This window comes from Pararhodobacter sp. (assembly GCF_036802785.1).
Taxonomy (GTDB): Bacteria; Pseudomonadota; Alphaproteobacteria; order Rhodobacterales; family Rhodobacteraceae; genus Pararhodobacter.
Genome location: NZ_DAIRVN010000092.1, coordinates 1 through 17703, shown reverse-complemented (window position 1 = coordinate 17703; position 17703 = coordinate 1). Strand labels below are relative to the sequence as shown.

Sequence of the window (17703 nt, the reverse complement as noted above, 5' to 3'; positions counted from 1 at the left end):
GCCAAGAGGGGGGCAAAGCCCCCCTCCTTTTGTTCGCTGCCCGGCTTTATTCTTCGGCCTGTTCCGCCACCCGCGCGACCGAGACCACCTCTTCACCGCCGCCGGTGTTGAACACCCGCACCCCGCCTGCCGAGCGTGAGCGGAAGCTGATCTGATCGACAGGCACCCGGATCGACTGGCCGGTCGAGGTGGCGAGCATGATCTGGTCGCCCTGATCCACCGGGAAGCTGGCCACCAGCCGGCCCCCGCGCATGGCCTTGTCCATCGCCATCACGCCCTGACCGCCGCGCCCACGCACCGGATATCCGTGCGAGGATGACAGCTTGCCCGCCCCGTTCGAGGTGATGGTCAGGATCAGGTCTTCGCGCGCTGACATCTCGGCGTAGCGTTCGGGTGAAAGCTGTCCCGGATCGACCTCGGTGTCTTCGCCGATGTCCTCAGCGATTTCCGCGTCGGCATCTTCATCCTGGCCTTCAGCCTCGTCGGGGGCGCCGGCCATCAGGCGGCGCTGTTTGAGGTAGGCAGCACGTTCCTGGGGATCGGCTTCGAAATGGCGGATCACCGCCATCGAAACCACCAGATCACCTTCGGCGAGGCGAATACCGCGCACACCCGTCGAATCGCGGCCCTTGAAGATGCGCACCGCCGTCGTGGGGAAGCGGATCGCGCGACCGAGCGCGGTGACCAGCATCACGTCGTCGTCCTCGTCGCAGATGCGCGCATTCACCAGGCTCACGCCGTCGGGCAGTTTCATGGCGATCTTGCCATTGCGCATGACATTGGTGAAATCGCTCAGCGCGTTGCGCCGCACATCGCCCTGCGAGGTGGCGAAGACGATCTGCAGGTTTTCCCAGTCCTCCTCAGGCGCATCGACCGGCATGATCGCAGCAATGCTCACCTTCACCGGGATCGGCAGGATATTGACGATCGCCTTGCCGCGCGCACTGCGCCCGGCCAGTGGCAGGCGCCAGCATTTCAGCTTGTAGACCATCCCGTCGGTGGTAAAGAACAGAAGGTTCGTATGGGTATTGGCCACGAAAAGTGTGGTCACCACATCGTCTTCCTTGGTCGACATCGAGGCCAGGCCCTTGCCGCCCCGGTTCTGGGAGCGGAATTCGGCCAGGGGCGTGCGCTTGATATACCCGCCCGAGGTGATGGTCACGACCATATCCTCGCGCTCGATCAGGTCCTCGTCGTCCATATCGCCGGCCCAGTCGACGATCTCGGTGCGGCGCGGCACGGCGAAGGCCTCGCGCACTTCGGCCAGCTCGGTCGAGATAATGGTCATGATCCGCTCGCGCGAGCGCAGGATATCGAGATAATCCTTGATGCTGGCGGCGAGGGTTTCCAGCTCGTCGGTGACCTCTTTGACGCCCATAGCGGTCAGGCGTTGCAGGCGCAATTCCAGAATGGCGCGGGCCTGAACCTCGGAAAGGTTATAGGTGCCGTCGTCGTTCATCGGATGGCTGGGGTCGTCGATCAGCAGGATATAGGGCGCGATATCGACGGCGGGCCAACGCCGGGTCATCAGTTTTTGGCGTGCTTCCGCGGGGTCGGCCGAAGCGCGGATGGTGGCCACAACCTCATCAACATTCGAGACGGCCACGGCCAGACCACAAAGCACATGGCTGCGCTCACGTGCCTTGTTCAGCTCATAGGCGGTGCGGCGGGTGACAACCTCTTCGCGGAAGCCAATGAAGGCCGTCAGGAAATCACGCAGGGTCAGCTGCTCTGGCCGCCCGCCGTTGAGCGCCAGCATGTTGCAGCCAAAGGAGGTCTGCATCGGCGTGAAGCGGAAGAGCTGGTTGAGCACCACATCAGCGGTGGCATCGCGCTTGAGTTCGATCACCACGCGCACGCCGGTCCGGTCGCTCTCATCAGCGACATTGCTGATCCCCTCGATCCGCTTGTCGCGCACGGCTTCGGCGATCCGCTCCACCATGGTGGATTTGTTCACCTGATAGGGGATTTCATCAATGATGATCGCGTAACGGTCCTTACGGAGCTCTTCGATATGCGTGCGCGAGCGGATCACGACTGAGCCGCGGCCCTCAGTATAGGCCTTGCGCGCACCGGAGCGGCCCAGAATCAGCGCGCCGGTCGGAAAATCGGGGGCGGGGACAAAGGCCATCAGGTCTTCGGCGGTCAGGTCCGGATTGTCGATCAGTGCCTGCGTGGCGTCGATCACCTCACCCAGATTGTGCGGCGGAATATTGGTGGCCATACCCACCGCGATACCGCCCGCGCCATTGACCAGCATGTTGGGAAAGCGCGCGGGCAGAACCGTGGGCTCACGGTCCTTGCCATCGTAATTGTCCTGAAAATCGACGGTGTCCTTGTCGATATCGGCCAGCAGGAAATTCGCCGGGCGGTCCATGCGGACTTCGGTGTAGCGCATTGCTGCGGCGGTATCGCCGTCCATCGAGCCGAAGTTGCCTTGCCCGTCCAGCAGTTTCAGCGACATGGAGAAGGGCTGCGCCATCCGCACCAGCGCGTCATAGATCGCGCTGTCGCCATGGGGATGGTATTTACCCATCGTATCGCCGACCGAGCGGGCGGATTTGCGGTAGGCCTTGTCATGCGTGTTGCCGGATTCGTGCATCGCATAGAGGATGCGCCGGTGGACGGGCTTCAGCCCGTCGCGCAGATCGGGGATGGCACGGCTGACGATCACGCTCATCGCGTAATCAAGATACGAGGTGCGCATCTCCTGCACGATCGAAACCGTCGGGCTCAGCGGCTTCTTTTCGTCCATCTCTTCCGGGGTATCGGGCGTATCGCTCACCGGGGCCTCTTTGTGCTGAAATCCACAAGATTTTGTTGCACCCCTTATAGCCGAACCCCACCGGCAGACGCAATGGCAGCGCGACCGGGGAAAGGGCGGGATGACCTGAATCAATGGTGAAACGCGGAGATCCGGGTTAGCATGCTGAAAAGCAACGGAGGAATCCCATGTACACGAACATTCTGGTGCCGATCGCCTATGAGACCGGGCATGATGCTGCGGCCGAACTGGGCGTCGCGCAGAAACTGGCCGCGCCGGGCGCTGCGATCACGCTTCTGCATGTGATGGACCCGGTGCCGTTTTTCGCCATCGACTATATGCCCGAGGGCTACCGCGACGAACTGGTGCGCGCCATTCACGCCGACCTGCAGCGCCAGGCCGATATGCTGCCGGACGGGCGGGTGGTGGTTATCGAAGGCGATGCCGCGCGTGAGATTCTGGACTGGGCACAGGACAATCAGGCGGATTGCATTGTGCTGGCGACCCATCGCTCGGATACCAGCCTCTATGGCTCCACCGCCGCGCGGGTGGTGCGCTACGCACCCTGCGCCGTTCATCTGCTGCGCTAGGAGACAGGCAATGCGACCCGTCAAATCCCTTGCCCTTGCCCTGATGCTGGCCATGGCGCCCATGGCAGCGGGCGCTCAGTCACTCATCGCTTCCTACGCGGCCTTTATCGGCGAGGATGATCTGTTCAATTCCAGCGGCACGCGGCTGGGGGAGTTCTGGCAGATCCTGCGTCAGGACCGGGCGAACTATCACCGCTTTGGCCTGCGTCAGCGCGGCGACCAAGGTGACCCGTTCTTTGCCGATGCCAATAACCGCGCCACGCTGGAGCAGTTGCTGCGCAACAGCGACACGCATCCGTCCACGCGCCGGTTGATCATCAGCGGCAATGTGCCGGTCTATGTCGAGATCTTCGGCTATGGCAACCGGATGACCGCGGTGCGGGTGCAGGTGCCGGGCTAGGGGGCAAGCTCAGTTCAGCCGCAGCAGCGTAGCAAGCAGTGCCAGCCCCTCGCGCGGGATATGGCGCAGCCATTGCCGTGGGCCGATAGCGCGCCAGGGCGGGCAATCGCTGCGCGCGCTCACGCCCAGCTGCCGCGCCATCAGCTTTGCGCGCGGGGCGTGATAGGGATCCGTCACAATGACCACGCTCTGCGGCTGCAGCGCCGCCAGAAGGGGCAGGGCGTTGAGCAGATTTTCGCGCGTGCTGGTGGAGGCTCCCTCTTCGCTCAGCGCCGACCCGGGCACCCCTTCGGCGCGGCAGAGCGCCGCGATGACGCTCGCCTCGGTCGGCGGGTGGCGCCCCAGCCCGCCGCAACCGATGATCGCATCCACCTTGCCTGCCCGGTAAAGCCCCGCCGCATGCTGCGCCCGCCGCGCCAGCGTGGGCGAGGGCTGGCCCCCCGCCCACACCGCCGCCCCCAGCACGAGCGCGACGCGCGGGCGAGGGGTGGGGCTGATATCAGGGTCAGGGCGCATAGGCCTGAATAACCTGTGTCCGCAGCCGCTGCCAGTGGGGGTTTCAGCAGCCCCCGGGGCAGAGTGCCAACAAATTGTTTTCATTGATTTTTAATTGGCTTGTGTCACGCTTGGCGAACCAGAGCGAATATGAGGCAAGGCATCAAGGGCAAAGCACCATGGCACATCCTGATATGGACCTGCGGGAAACGGAACTGATGCTGAAGGGCTACGGGCTGACCACGGCCGAATTCTTCTACCGGCTGCCGGATTACCGCAACGTGCTCAACAGCTATATCTGGCAGGATTATGATCTGGCACCGGACTATCCGCGCCTGTTCGATTTCATCGAATTCTGGCAACGCGAGATCGAAGGGCCCCTCCATTCCATCCGCTTCACCCACCGCAAACTGATCGGCCCCGGCGAGTGGCGCAACTGCGTGAAGGAGTGGTTGATGAATTGAGCGGTGAATGGCGTTGAGAAACGCCGTTGCCCGCCCGTTCGAACGGGCTTGGCGCGGGCGGGCAACACCAGTGACCGGCCCGGGGCGGCGAATGCGCGCGTCGTTGATATCGCTTTGTGACAGCGGGGCGCGGCCCGTCGGGGCCCCGGGAAGAACGGCTGTGAAGAAGAGTTGTGAAGAACGGCGTTAAGGAACGCCGTTCAATGGCCTTCGAAGGCCGTTTCAACGGGCTGGGCGTGGAAAAAGATGCCGAGGGCGGAGAAGATGCTGAGGCGGACAGATTTCACCGCCCCCGCTTCTTCACCCCGCCCCGCTGCCCCGCCTTGCCCGCCGTGGAGCGCCCGCGCGCCTTCACAGCGCCTTCGACGGCTGCATCCACCGCCGATTGCCGCGCCAGCGGGTCGTCGGCGATGGCTAGCTCGACGGCTTCCAGCCGCCTGACCTCGTCGCGCAGGCGCGCGGCCTCCTCGAATTCCAGGTTCTCGGCGGCCTTGCGCATCTGCACACGCAGCCCGTCCAGATGCGCGGCCAGATTGGCGCCGACCAGCGGCTTGTCCACCTTGGCCGTGACCCGCGCCATATCGGTGTCGCCCTGCCAGAGGCCTGACAGCACGTCATCGACATTCTTCTTCACCGTCGCCGGGGTGATGCCATGGGTCTCGTTATAGGCCCGCTGCTTGTCACGGCGGCGGTTGGTCTCGGCCATCGCCCGCTCCATCGAGCCGGTGATCCGGTCGGCATACATGATCACCCGGCCCTCGGCATTGCGTGCCGCCCGGCCGATGGTCTGGATCAGCGAGGTTTCCGAGCGCAGGAACCCCTCCTTGTCGGCATCCAGAATCGCCACCAGCCCGCATTCGGGAATATCCAGCCCCTCGCGCAGCAGGTTGATCCCCACCAGCACATCAAAAGCCCCCAGCCGCAGATCGCGCAGAATCTCGATCCGCTCGATCGTGTCGATATCGGAATGCATGTAGCGCACGCGAATGCCCTGTTCGTGCAGATATTCGGTCAGATCCTCGGCCATGCGCTTGGTCAGAACCGTCACCAGCACGCGCAGCCCGTCCTGCGCAACGCGGCGGATCTCATCGAGCAGGTCATCGACCTGCGACACCACGGGGCGGATTTCCACCTCAGGGTCCAGCAGGCCGGTGGGGCGGATCACCTGTTCGGTGAACACGCCGCCGGTCTGCTCCATTTCCCATTTCGCGGGAGTCGCCGACACGAAGACCGATTGCGGGCGCATCGCATCCCATTCCTCGAACTTCAGCGGGCGGTTGTCCATGCACGAGGGCAGGCGGAAGCCATGTTCGGCCAGCGTGAACTTGCGTTTGTAGTCGCCGCGATACATGCCACCGATCTGCGGCACCGAGACATGCGATTCATCGGCGAAGACGATTGCATTGTCGGGGATGAATTCAAAAAGCGTGGGCGGCGGCTCACCGGGCGCGCGCCCGGTCAGGTAGCGCGAGTAATTCTCGATCCCGTTGCAGACGCCCGCCGCCTCCAGCATCTCGATATCGAACCGTGTGCGCTGCTCCAGCCGCTGCGCCTCCAACAGCTTTCCCTCGGCGTTCATGCGCTTGAGCGTATGAAACAGCTCGTCCTTGATGCCCTTGATCGCCTGTTGCAGCGTGGGGCGCGGGGTCACATAGTGGCTGTTCGCATAGATGCGGATTGTGTCAAAGCTGCCGGTCTTGGCGCCGGTGAGGGGGTCAAACTCGGTGATCGACTCCAACTCCTCGCCAAAGAACGACAGCCGCCAGGCGCGGTCTTCAAGGTGGGCAGGCCAGACTTCGACAACATCGCCGCGCACCCGGAACGCCCCGCGCGCAAACGCCATATCATTGCGCCGGTATTGCTGGGTGACCAGTTCGGTGATGATCTGGCGCTGATCATAGAGCGCCCCCACCACCAGATCCTGGGTCATCGCCGAATAAGTTTCGACCGAGCCGATACCATAGATGCAGCTGACCGAGGCGACGATGATCACATCGTCACGCTCCAGCAGCGCGCGGGTGGCCGAGTGGCGCATCCGGTCGATCTGCTCGTTGATCTGGCTTTCTTTCTCAATATAGGTGTCGGTGCGCGCGACATAGGCTTCGGGCTGGTAATAGTCATAATAGCTGACGAAATATTCGACAGCATTTTCAGGGAAGAAGCCCTTGAACTCGCCGTAAAGCTGGGCCGCCAGTGTCTTGTTCGGGGCAAGGATGATCGCCGGGCGCTGGGTTTCCTCGATGATGCTGGCCATGGTGAAGGTCTTGCCGGTGCCGGTGGCCCCCAGCAGCACCTGATTGCGCTCACCGTCGCGCACGCCCTGTGCCAGTTCGGCAATCGCCGTCGGCTGATCGCCTGCGGCGGTGAACGGCGCCCGCATGACGAAGCGTTTGCCGCCTTCCAGCTTCTGGCGCGGTGCCGTTTGGGGGGCAGGGGGCGAGTCGGTCACGGGCAGGTTCTCCTTGGTGCGAGGCCAGTGTGCGGGAATGGCGGGCGGATGCAACCCCGCTGCCCCGTTTGGGCCCGGTCTGGCGTACCATACTTGTTCTTGTCGGGCGCCTTGCAACCCCCTCTTGCCAGACACCGTTGTTTTAGGGATAAAGCCCCAAAGCAACCGGAGACCAGCCCATGCGCGCCCGCATCTATCGCCCCGCCCGCAACGCCATGCAATCCGGCCCCAACCGGAGCCGGCAGTGGGTGCTGGATTTTGCCCCCTCCGAGGCGCGCGCGACCGACCCGCTGATGGGCTGGACCAGCTCAAATGACACGCAGTCACAGGTGCGGCTGCGCTTTGCCACACAGGCTGAGGCTGAGGCCTATGCCGAAGCGCATGGCATCGACTACAGCGTTGTGCAGCCCAAGCCGCGCGCGGCCAATATCCGGCCGGGTGGGTATGGCGATAACTTTGCCACGAGCCGTCGGCAGGTCTGGACGCACTGAAAGCCCAAAGCCGTGGGCGAGGGGCTTTCCCTGCGCCCGACACAGAAACACCGGACCCGAAGGCCCGGTGCAGTGCCGCTGAAGCCGGATGTCAGTAACGGGTGCGCGATCTCTCACGCGAAGGCAGGTTCCCGGCGTGATCGAAGGCGCCCGAAGGTGCCATGCGGCGCGCCGTCTCGGCCATACCCGCCTTGCCCTCACTTGCATCCGGGTCATCGGGGTGCAGGGCACCGCCATCCTCGGTCATCTCGCTTGGACCGGCCTCTCCCGCACGTTTCATTTCCATGGCTTTCAACGCCAGATCGCGCTGGCTTGGCGCGGCATCCGCCGAGTCATCCTCATCTGTTCCACCGCGCGCCTTGCGCTCTTCCATCGCCCGCTCAAGCGCCGAATTGAGGTAATCGTGCTTGAAAAGCGTGCCCGTATTGCCCTTTGCAGGGGTCGTGCCGGAGGGCGCTGCCTTGGCGCGCGCCTCACGTCCCTGACGATCAGCGATATCGCGCGCCCGGTTGCGGCGCGAACGCAGCCTGCTCACCAGATCCGACAATTCACGGTCTGAAAGGGCGCTCAGGGCCGGGTTGCGCGCCTTGTCGGCAAGCTCCAACTCTTCGGTATCCAGCGCGCGCCGTTCCTCAGGGGTGGCGGCGGTGTGGGCTTCTTTTTTGGTGCTGGTCATGGTGCTGCCTTTCAGTATGGGTCGTAAGAACAACCGACAGACCGGGGGAATGGTTCCTTCATTACCCCGGGCATCAGCCCCCGCTTGCACTTTCACAGGCAGGGGCCAAGCTCATACCAGTCGCGAAACCTCGATCGCGGCGCGGACGAAATCGGCAAAAAGCGGGTGCGGGGCGAAGGGTTTTGATTTCAGCTCGGGGTGGAACTGCACCCCGATGAACCACGGATGCCCGCCATGCTCCACGATTTCGGGCAGGCGGCCATCGGGTGACATCCCCGAAAAGACCATGCCGCAGGCTTCAAGCTGTTCGCGGTAGCGGATGTCCACCTCATAGCGGTGGCGGTGACGTTCCTCGATATGGGTGCCACCATAGACGCGGGCCACAAGCGATCCCTCGGCAAGCTGCGCGTCATAAGCCCCCAGCCGCATGGTGCCGCCCTTGTCATCGCCCAGCTTGCGCTCGACGACATGGTTGCCCTGCACCCATTCCTTGAGGTGATAGACCACCGGGGTGAAGCGCTTCCCGCCCGCCTCGTGGTCAAACTCCTCGCTGCCCGCATCCTTGATCCCGGCCAGATTGCGCGCGGCCTCGATCACGGCCATCTGCATGCCCAGACAGATGCCCAGATAGGGGATCTTCTTTTCGCGTGCCCAGGTGGCGGCGCGGATCTTGCCCTCGGTTCCGCGTTCGCCGAAGCCGCCGGGGACGAGGATGGCATGGAAGCCCTCCAGATGCGGCGAGGGGTCTTCGCGGTCAAAAATCTCGGCATCGATCCATTCGGCTTTGACGCGCACGCGATTGGCCATGCCGCCATGGGTCAGCGCCTCGGCGATGGATTTGTAGGCATCTTCAAGCTGGGTGTATTTCCCCACGATCGCCACGCGCACCTGCCCCTCGGCATGGGTCAGACGGTCCATCACGTCTTCCCAGCGGGCTAGGTTCGGGCGGGGGGCGGGGTTGATGCCAAAGGCATCCAGCACCGCCTGATCAAGGCCCGCGCCGTGATAGGCCAGCGGGGCTTCATAGATGGATTTCAGGTCATAGGCCGGAATCACCGATTCCTTGCGCACATTGCAGAACAGCGCGATCTTCTCGCGCTCTTTCTCAGGGATCGGATGTTCCGAGCGGCAGACCAGCACATCGGGCGCAAGGCCGATGGACTGCAGCTCTTTCACCGAATGCTGTGTCGGCTTGGTCTTCAGCTCACCCGAGGCTGCCAGATAGGGCAGCAGCGTCAGGTGCATCAGGATGCATTCGCCGCGCGGGCGCTCGTGGGTGAACTGGCGGATGGCCTCAAAGAATGGCAGCCCTTCGATATCGCCGACCGTGCCGCCGATCTCGCAGAGCATGAAATCCACCTCATGCTCGCCGATGCGCAGGAATTCCTTGATCTCGTTGGTGACATGCGGAATGACCTGAATGGTCTTGCCCAGATAATCGCCACGGCGCTCTTTTTCGAGCACGTTCATATAGATCCGGCCCGATGAGATGGAGTCAGTCTTGCGCGCGGGAACCCCGGTGAAGCGCTCGTAATGGCCCAGATCAAGGTCGGTTTCCGCACCGTCATCGGTGACGAAAACCTCGCCATGCTCGAACGGTGACATGGTTCCGGGATCGACATTCAGATAGGGGTCAAGCTTGCGCAGCCGGACAGTGAAGCCGCGCGCCTGCAACAGCGCCCCCAGCGCGGCCGAAGCCAGCCCTTTGCCAAGGCTGGAAACCACCCCGCCGGTAATGAAAATATAGCGCGCCATGCAGGCAAACCCCCGTGTTGAACGCCCGCAAAAAAAGCGCGGATCACGGGAGTCGATGTATAATCCAATCCCGGGCGAACCGCAATACGGGCGCTACATGCTGTTTCGATTGGGCCGGAAGGCCCAGATGTTGGTGATGCCTCAGTCCTGACGCGGCGGCAGCAGCGGCGCGTCGCCACCGGCGGGCGGCAATTGCAGATCAGGCAGCGACGGCGCCGGGGCACTGTCACGTTGCACGCCGATCCGGTCCAGCACCGAGGTGTCGGCGCTCTGCTGGGCGGAAATCACGGTCAGCGCCAGCGAGGTGCAGATGAACGCAATGGCGAAACCCCAGGTCAGTTTGGCGAGCCCCGTCAGAGGCGGGCGGCCCGCCTGCGGGCCCATGGCGCCGCCACCAATACCAAGCCCGCCACCTTCCGATCGCTGCAGCAGCACCACTGCGATAAGCGCGAGCGCCAGAAGAAGGTGGATGATGAGCACGACATTCTGCATGGAAAGGCCCTTGACCGGTTTCGTGCCTATCTATGCGCAGCCCGCTGGGCGTGCAAGTCGAAAGGGGCGGGCAACGCGGCGCACGGGGAGGGGGGCGGCGCTGATCTGTCGCCTATCTGTCGGTGCTGAATCATTTAGCAGTTTCGTTACGCGCCCGGGATCGCTATACGAGCCTCGGTTTTCAACCGATGCAAGGACCGGAAATATGGCCAATGTGGTTGTCGTGGGTGCCCAATGGGGCGACGAGGGTAAAGGCAAGATCGTTGACTGGCTCTCGGAGCGCGCGGATGTCATCGCGCGCTTTCAGGGCGGGCACAACGCGGGCCATACGCTGGTCATTGATGGCACGGTCTACAAGCTGAGCCTGCTGCCTTCGGGCATCGTGCGCGGCGGCAAGCTGTCGGTCATCGGCAATGGTGTGGTGCTCGATCCCTGGGCGCTTCTGGCCGAGATCGAGAAACTGACGGCGCAGGGGGTTGAGATCAACCCCGAGGTGCTGATGGTCGCCGAGAACACCTCGCTGATCCTGCCTGTGCATGGCGAGCTGGACCGCGCGCGCGAAAACCAGAATTCGGTGGCGCGTATCGGCACCACCGGGCGGGGCATCGGCCCGGCCTATGAAGACAAGGTGGGCCGCCGCGCCATCCGCGTGGCCGATCTGGCCGATGAGGCCACGCTGGATCTGCGCATCGGGCGGATGCTGACCCATCACAACGCGCTGCGCGCAGGGCTGGGGCTGGAGCCGGTCGATGCCGTGGCGCTCAAGGCGCAACTGCTTGAGGTGGCACCCAAGATCCTGCCCTATGCGGCGCCGGTCTGGAAGGTGATGAATGAGGCCCGCCGCGCCGGCAAACGCATCCTCTTTGAGGGCGCGCAGGGCAGTCTGCTGGATGTCGATTTCGGCACCTATCCCTATGTGACCAGCTCCAACACGCTGGCAGGCATGGCCGCGACCGGCACCGGGCTGGGCCCCACGGCGATTGATTTCGTGCTGGGGATCGTCAAGGCCTATACCACCCGTGTGGGCGAAGGGCCTTTCCCGACCGAACTGCACGATGAGACCGGCCAGCGGCTGGGCGAGCGGGGGCATGAATTCGGCACCGTCACCGGGCGCAAGCGCCGCTGCGGCTGGTTCGATGCGGTGCTGGTGCGCCAGACCTGCGCCACCTCCGGTGTGACCGGCATCGCGCTGACCAAGCTTGATGTGCTGGACGGATTCGAGACGCTGAAAATCTGCACCGGGTATGAGCTGGACGGCAAGCTGCTGGATTACCTGCCCACCGCAGCCGATCTTCAGGCACGGGTCACGCCGGTCTACGAAGAGATGCCGGGCTGGCAGGAAAGCACCGAGGGCGCGCGCTCATGGGCTGAACTGCCGGGCGCGGCGATCAAATATGTGCGCCGGATCGAAGAGCTGATCCAGTGCCCGGTCGCGCTGCTGTCCACCTCGCCTGAGCGTGACGATACGATCCTTGTCACTGACCCGTTTGTCGACTGATGGCACTGTCATGGAAAGCCCGGCGCCGGTGGTCGATCTTCGTTCTGCTTGTGGCGCTGCCCGCCTATATCGTCGCCGCCGTCAGTCTGGTGGCGCTGTTCGACCGGCCGCCTTTCTGGCTTGAGCTGCTGATCTATGTTGCGCTGGGGGTTGTCTGGGCCTTCCCGCTCAAGGCGCTGTTCAAAGGGGTCGGTCAGGCTGACCCCGAAGCCACGAAAAAGCCCGACAGCGAGTGATCGCTGCCGGGCCGGTTTTCTGACCTGGATCTGACCCCGGGGTAAGGCGTCAGCCGCGCTGCGCGAAGCGGCGTGCCAGACCTGCGAAATCCGATTCCGGCGCAAGCTCGAACTGGCCGCGACGCGCGCGGCGGATCATTCCCTGACGCAGCAGCAGCCCGAAGGAACGCAGCAGATTCTCGCGGCTGCGCGTCATCGGCGCGCCGGTGGCCACCACATGGCGCATCACCTGCGGGCGGGTGAATTCGGGGCAACCCTCGACATGGGTCACATAGGCCGCCGCCGCTTCGATGGTTTCGTTCAGCGTGCTCAGATTATGCGGCGCGACAAAATCGACAAAGGCGCGGCCGGGCGCGACCTGCGCGGCTTGCGGCGCGTCATCCTCATCAAACAGCTCTTCCATCGCCAGCGCCCCGGCGCTGACCCGGCGCGGGCGCACCGCTTCGACCTCGGCGGGCCGGTCGATGCGCTGTTCCGAGACCAGCACCAGCGGCGCCTGCACGGTGCGCGGGCGTTCCGTGAGCGCAGCGGGGCGCTGGGGGCGGCGCAGCATGCTGTCGCTGTCCTCGGGCCCCGGGCGCACGGTCCGCGCCAGATCTTCGCGGTAGCGCGCCATTTCCTGCGCTTCGGCCCGCGTGTCGCGGTGGTTGCCCTCGGCGGCATCGGCGCGGGTGGCGACAACGGCGGCTTTCAGATGCGAGATGGTGGACTGGCGTCGCTGCGCCTCGGGCTGCTGAAGCTGCGAATCGGCCTGGCTGATAAGCCGGTCAACGGCGGCTTCGGTGCGGGTGTCCTGCAGCAGTTCGCGGCGGCGGCGCTCGTTGGCGCGCATCTCTTCGGCTTCGCGTTCGACGGCGACGAGTTCGCGCAGCAGCTCGGCCTCGTCCTCATCGGTCAGGCCGGTTTCCCCCAGCGCCCGGGCGACCCGCTCTTCCAGTGAGTCGCTTTGCGCGGTTTCAACGGGTTCCGGGGTGTCTTCGGCTTCCGTTTCCGGCGCGGGTTCTGCTGCGGCCTCGGCCGCTATCGCCTGCGGCTGCGGTGCAGCGGGACGCGCAGGGCGCACCACAACCACACGCCGACGCGGGCGGGTCTCGGCTTCCACTGCGGCGCGGCGCTCGGCTTCGGCGCGTTCAGCTTCCTCAGCGGCACGGCGTTCGGCCTCGGCCCGCTCGGCTTCCTCGGCAGCAAGGCGTTCTGCCTCGGCACGTTCAGCTTCCTCGGCAGCACGGCGTTCTGCCTCGGCGCGTTCGGCTTCCTCGGCAGCAAGGCGCTCGGCCTCGGCGCGCTCGGCTTCCTCGGCAGCGCGGCGCTCGGCCTCAGCGCGCTCGGCTTCCTCGGCAGCGAGGCGTTCGGCTTCGGCACGTTCGGCTTCTTCGGCGGCTAGGCGTGCGGCCTCGGCACGTTCGGCTTCCTCGGCGGCGCGGCGTTCGGCCTCGGCACGTTCGGCTTCCTCGGCGGCGCGGCGCTCGGCCTCAGCGCGCTCGGCTTCCTCTGCGGCGAGGCGTGCGGCCACGGCGCGTCCGGCTTCCTCGGCAGCAAGGCGCTCAGCTTCGGCGCGTCTGGCCTCGTCGCTGACAGCAGGCTGGTCGTCTTCGCTGGTTTCAAAGGCGCGGGACTGGGCGACAGCGGCACGGATGCGTTGCAGTTTCTCCGAAATCCCCGCGATTGAGCCGATATCGGGCAGGGTGACATCGGCTGCCGGGGGCGGGGAGAACATAGCTGGGGCAGGCTCTGGCATCACCACCGGTGGCACCGTTCTGTCCTCATGTGACGCCCCCTGTGGCATGCGGGGCGACGGGATATCATCGGTACCGCGCTGACGGGAGGCAGGCGGCGCATCGGCTTGCACCGGCCCGCCGATATGCGCGCGCAGCACAACCCCGTTGTCCTCTATCTTGGCCTCGACCCGGCGCTTGATCTCGCGCTCGGCAATGCGGTGCAGCATCTCGGCATCCGGCGTCGGCGGCTCGGCGCCGAAATAGCGGTCTTCGGCCGCCAGATCGCGGAAATATTCCGCAATCGCCTTCATGGTGGAAAACGGCTCGTCAAACCCTTCGAGGGTGCATGAAAACGTGCCGTAAGACACCGTGAGGATCTTGCTCGGACCGACCATAATCTATTCGCCCTTTATCGTCACACTGAACGGACTATTTACCCTGCAGCCGCGCGATAGGATGGAAACTTGGGGGTAATTTGGTGATCGCATTGTGGCCAAGCTTGCCTGTGCCCGCCTTAATTGACAAGACAGGGCATGAGCAGGCGGTTCACATCGACGAAAGGGATCACCCTTCTGGGCGGCGGCGAGATGGCGCCGGAGCGGCTGGCGCTGGCGCTGAGCCATGCGCCGGATCTGGTGGCGGTGGACAGCGGGGCCGATCACGCGCTGGCGCAGGGGCTGATGCCACAACTGGTGCTGGGCGATCTGGATTCGATCAGCGCGGCGGGGCGGGCGGCGATTGCGCCGGAACGCCTGTGGCACACGCCCTCGCAGGACAGCACCGACTTTGACAAGGCGCTGGACGTGGTGCGCGCGCCGGTGATTCTGGCGCTGGGTTTCACCGGGGCGCGGCTGGATCATACGCTGGCCGGGATGAGCACGCTGTTGCGCAACCCGCAGGCAAGGGTGGTGGTGGATGCTGGGGTGGACCTGTGCTTTCTGGCACCGCCGCGCCTGCGGCTGGCACTGCCGCCGGGCAGCCGCCTGTCACTGTTCCCCATGGCGCCGGTGCGGTGCGAAAGCGCCGGGCTGATCTGGCCGACGACCGGGCTGGCCTTTGATCCGGAGGGGATGATCGGGACATCAAATGCGGTGGCCGAAGGCGTGGTCACGCTGGAGCCTGAACGCGCGGCAATGCTGGTCTTGTTGCCTGTGGCATCGCTGGAGGCGGTGCTGGAGGGGCTCAGGCAGGCGCCCGTCTGGCCAGCGCCCGCTCGCGCGCGATGATGTAAAGGCCCGATGCGGTGATCACGGTAATGCCCGCCCAGCTTAGCGGGTTGGGCCAGTCCGCGAAAAAGAACCAGCCCAGCCCCACTGCCGCGACGATCTCCAGATAATGCAGCGGGGCGAGGGTGGCCGAGGGCGCGAAACGCAACGCATAGGTGATCGCCATATGCGAGACCGTCGCCGCCAGCCCCACGCTGAACAACTGCAACCAGACCTGCCCGGTGGTGTTTGCAATGCTCAGCGGGACGATGCTGGCGACATGGCCCAGCCCCACCAGCGGCAGGAACAGCAGCGTTCCCAGCACCGCCGTGTGCAGTTGCATGGCCTCGGGCGCAACCTCGCGCGAGATGCGGCGGGTCAGCAGCATATAGGCGGCGAAACAGGCGGCGGTCGCCAGCGGATAGAGCGCGACGGTGCCGAAGACCGCGAAATTCGGCTGGATGACCAGCAGCGCACCGCCAAAGCCGACAACCGAGGCGGCGATCCGGCGCGGGCCGACCTGCTCACCGAACAGAAGGAAGCCCAGTGCCAGCAGGATGAAGGGCTCGACAAAGACAATCGCCAGCGCATCGGCGATCGGCATCACCGCCACGGCGGCGACGAAAAACCAGGTGGAGCCGATAAGCGCCAGCGCCCGCAGCGCCAGAAGTCCGGTCTGGCGGCGCGTCAGGGTCAGCGACTGGCGCAGCAATAGCACCACGGGAAGCATCAGCGCGGCCTGAACGATCATCCGGAACAAGGTGACCTGCGTGACCGTCACCGACTGCGCTGCCATCTTGGCGGCAACGTCAATCAGCGGCGCGATGGCGCAAAACGTCAGCATCAGGAGGACACCGGGCAGAATACGGTCAGAAGGGGGGATGAAGGCGCGTTTCATTGGGGGCTTCGGCTTGTAAAAAGGGCAGCTTCATCACGCCGCGCGCACGGCTGCAAGCCCCCGCCAGCGGCAGGGGGACGGCGCGCTCAGCAGTTCGGCACGTTGACGGCCAGCCCGCCAAGCGCGGTTTCCTTGTATTTGTCGCTCATGTCGGCGCCGGTCTGGCGCATGGCCTCGATGCAGTTGTCGAGCGGCATGAAATGCTGGCCATCGCCGCGCAAGGCCAGCGAGGCGGCTGAGACCGCCTTGATCGCGCCCAGCCCGTTGCGCTCGATGCAGGGCACCTGCACCAGCCCTTTGACCGGGTCGCAGGTCATGCCCAGATGGTGCTCAAGCGCGATTTCGGCGGCATTCTCCACCTGCGGGGGCGTGCCGCCCATGACCGCACAGAGCCCCGCCGCCGCCATGGCCGCCGCGCTGCCCACCTCGGCCTGACAGCCGCATTCCGCGCCTGAGATGGAGGCGTTATGCTTGATCAGCCCGCCGATGGCGGCAGCGGTCAGCAGGAAATCACCGGCAAGCCGTGGGCTGGCGCCGGGTACATGGTCCAGCCAGTAGCGAATCACTGCCGGAACCACGCCCGCCGCGCCATTGGTCGGCGCGGTCACCACCTGACCACCGGCGGCGTTTTCCTCGTTCACGGCCATCGCATAGCACGACATCCAGTCATTGATCACATGCGGCGGGGTGAGGTTCAGGCCACGCTCGGCCAGCAGGGCCTGATGGATCGCCTGCGCGCGGCGCTTCACACCCAGCCCGCCGGGCAGGATGCCCTCGCCGCTCAGGCCACGGTCGATACAGGCGTTCATGACGCTCCAGAGGCGCGCCAGCCCCGCGTCCAGCTCAGTGGCGGAGCGCAGGGTCAGCTCGTTCGCGCGCTTCATCGCGGCAATGCTCAGCCCGCTGTCGCGCGCCATGGAGAGCATTCCGGCGGCGCTGTCGAACGGGAAGGGGAAGCCGGTCTGACGCGGGGCGCGCGCCGCGCCTGCCAGCTCATCCGCGCTCACCACGAAGCCACCGCCGACCGAGTAATAGGTTTCCTGCAGGATCACATCGCCCTGTGCATCGGTGGCCATCAGAATCAGGCCATTGGCATGGCCGGGCAGGGGCGGGCCGTAGTCAAAGACCAGATCCTGCGCCGGATCAAAGCGCAAGCTGCCCAGACCGGGCGGGGAAAGCCGGCGCTCTGCGCGATTTGCGGTGAGCGTGGCCTCGGCGCCTGGGGCGTCATAGGTTTGCGGCTCAAACCCGGCGAGGCCGAGGATGACGGCGCGGTCGGTGGCATGGCCATGGCCGGTGAAGGCCAGCGAGCCGTGCAGCGAGGCGCGCAGCCCCTGCGCGCGGAAGGGCGAGTTGCGCAGGAGCGCGAGGAAGCGCGCCGCCGCCACCATCGGCCCCATCGTGTGGCTGGACGACGGGCCGATGCCGATCTTGAACATATCAAAAACCGAAAGAAACATGCGCGCTCCCTGTGTATCCTGACCGTTGGTATAGCAATCTGCGCGCGAAAGTGGACCGGCAACGACACAACCGGCACTGTTTCTGACGCGCGGCGCGGCAGGGGGCCGGGGG

The 17703-nt window shown here is 65.0% G+C and carries 16 protein-coding genes; 7 read left to right on the top strand and 9 right to left on the bottom strand.

Going from position 1 to position 17703, the window contains the following annotated elements; all coding sequences use genetic code 11:
- Nucleotides 1–46: 46 nt before the first annotated feature.
- Nucleotides 47–2755 (bottom strand): DNA gyrase subunit A, encoded by a 2709-nt coding sequence (gene gyrA / locus V7Q53_RS21185; RefSeq protein ID WP_442954462.1) that lies wholly within the window; start codon nt 2753–2755, stop codon nt 47–49.
- Nucleotides 2756–2952: 197 nt separating this feature from the next.
- On the opposite strand from gyrA, the gene V7Q53_RS21180 reads away from it, so the two are divergent.
- Nucleotides 2953–3354, top strand: a complete 402-nt coding sequence (locus V7Q53_RS21180) for a universal stress protein (protein ID WP_333830844.1) — start codon at nt 2953–2955, stop codon at nt 3352–3354.
- A 10-nt stretch (nt 3355–3364) separates the two neighbouring features.
- Complete coding sequence (locus V7Q53_RS21175; RefSeq protein WP_333830843.1) at nt 3365–3754, top strand: hypothetical protein; 390 nt, start codon at nt 3365–3367, stop codon at nt 3752–3754.
- Between the two features lie 9 nt (nt 3755–3763).
- Here V7Q53_RS21175 and V7Q53_RS21170 read toward each other — a convergent pair whose 3' ends face one another.
- Nucleotides 3764–4270, bottom strand: coding sequence for a YdcF family protein (locus V7Q53_RS21170; protein WP_333830841.1), 507 nt, complete (start codon nt 4268–4270; stop codon nt 3764–3766).
- A 173-nt stretch (nt 4271–4443) separates the two neighbouring features.
- Between V7Q53_RS21170 and V7Q53_RS21165 the strand changes: the two genes are divergently transcribed.
- Entirely contained in the window at nt 4444–4713 is a 270-nt protein-coding gene (locus tag V7Q53_RS21165; RefSeq protein WP_333830846.1) for an usg protein, read from the top strand.
- 283 nt (nt 4714–4996) lie between these two features.
- Here the strand turns inward: V7Q53_RS21165 and uvrB are convergent, their stop codons facing one another.
- On the bottom strand, nt 4997–7162 hold the full coding sequence (gene uvrB, locus V7Q53_RS21160) for an excinuclease ABC subunit UvrB (RefSeq protein ID WP_333830840.1): 2166 nt from the start codon (nt 7160–7162) through the stop codon (nt 4997–4999).
- 179 nt (nt 7163–7341) lie between these two features.
- Between uvrB and V7Q53_RS21155 the strand changes: the two genes are divergently transcribed.
- Entirely contained in the window at nt 7342–7653 is a 312-nt protein-coding gene (locus V7Q53_RS21155) for an ETC complex I subunit (RefSeq protein WP_333830839.1), read from the top strand.
- A gap of 91 nt (nt 7654–7744) precedes the next feature.
- On the opposite strand, the gene V7Q53_RS21150 is transcribed toward V7Q53_RS21155, so the two are convergent.
- The 3 genes from V7Q53_RS21150 to secG all read right to left on the bottom strand — a co-directional run bounded on the left by V7Q53_RS21150 (nt 7745) and on the right by secG (nt 10576).
- Nucleotides 7745–8329 carry a hypothetical protein gene (locus tag V7Q53_RS21150; RefSeq protein ID WP_333830838.1) on the bottom strand — a complete coding sequence of 195 codons (585 nt, stop codon included), beginning with the start codon at nt 8327–8329 and terminating at the stop codon, nt 7745–7747.
- Between the two features lie 111 nt (nt 8330–8440).
- Nucleotides 8441–10084, bottom strand: a complete 1644-nt coding sequence (locus V7Q53_RS21145) for a CTP synthase (protein WP_333830837.1) — start codon at nt 10082–10084, stop codon at nt 8441–8443.
- Between the two features lie 141 nt (nt 10085–10225).
- Nucleotides 10226–10576: a preprotein translocase subunit SecG gene (secG, locus tag V7Q53_RS21140; RefSeq protein ID WP_333830836.1), complete on the bottom strand. Its 351-nt coding sequence runs from the start codon at nt 10574–10576 to the stop codon at nt 10226–10228.
- Nucleotides 10577–10781: 205 nt separating this feature from the next.
- Between secG and V7Q53_RS21135 the strand changes: the two genes are divergently transcribed.
- Both V7Q53_RS21135 and V7Q53_RS21130 read left to right on the top strand, forming a co-directional pair.
- Nucleotides 10782–12074, top strand: a complete 1293-nt coding sequence (locus tag V7Q53_RS21135; RefSeq protein WP_333830835.1) for an adenylosuccinate synthase — start codon at nt 10782–10784, stop codon at nt 12072–12074.
- On the top strand, nt 12074–12310 hold the full coding sequence (locus tag V7Q53_RS21130) for a DUF2842 domain-containing protein (protein ID WP_333830834.1): 237 nt from the start codon (nt 12074–12076) through the stop codon (nt 12308–12310). Before V7Q53_RS21135 ends, V7Q53_RS21130 begins: the two co-directional genes overlap by 1 nt.
- Nucleotides 12311–12359: 49 nt before the next feature.
- Here V7Q53_RS21130 and V7Q53_RS21125 read toward each other — a convergent pair whose 3' ends face one another.
- Entirely contained in the window at nt 12360–14423 is a 2064-nt protein-coding gene (locus V7Q53_RS21125) for a hypothetical protein (RefSeq protein ID WP_333830833.1), read from the bottom strand.
- Nucleotides 14424–14561: 138 nt separating this feature from the next.
- Here V7Q53_RS21125 and V7Q53_RS21120 point away from each other — a divergent pair, with 138 nt between their 5' ends.
- Nucleotides 14562–15254, top strand: coding sequence for a thiamine diphosphokinase (locus tag V7Q53_RS21120; RefSeq protein ID WP_333830832.1), 693 nt, complete (start codon nt 14562–14564; stop codon nt 15252–15254).
- Here the strand turns inward: V7Q53_RS21120 and V7Q53_RS21115 are convergent.
- Entirely contained in the window at nt 15211–16131 is a 921-nt protein-coding gene (locus tag V7Q53_RS21115) for a DMT family transporter (RefSeq protein ID WP_333830831.1), read from the bottom strand. The two genes, V7Q53_RS21120 and V7Q53_RS21115, sit on opposite strands and share 44 nt — an antisense overlap.
- An 86-nt stretch (nt 16132–16217) precedes the next feature.
- A complete protein-coding gene (locus V7Q53_RS21110; RefSeq protein WP_333830830.1) occupies nt 16218–17591 on the bottom strand; it encodes an L-serine ammonia-lyase in 1374 nt (457 codons plus the stop codon).
- Nucleotides 17592–17703: the final 112 nt, after the last annotated feature.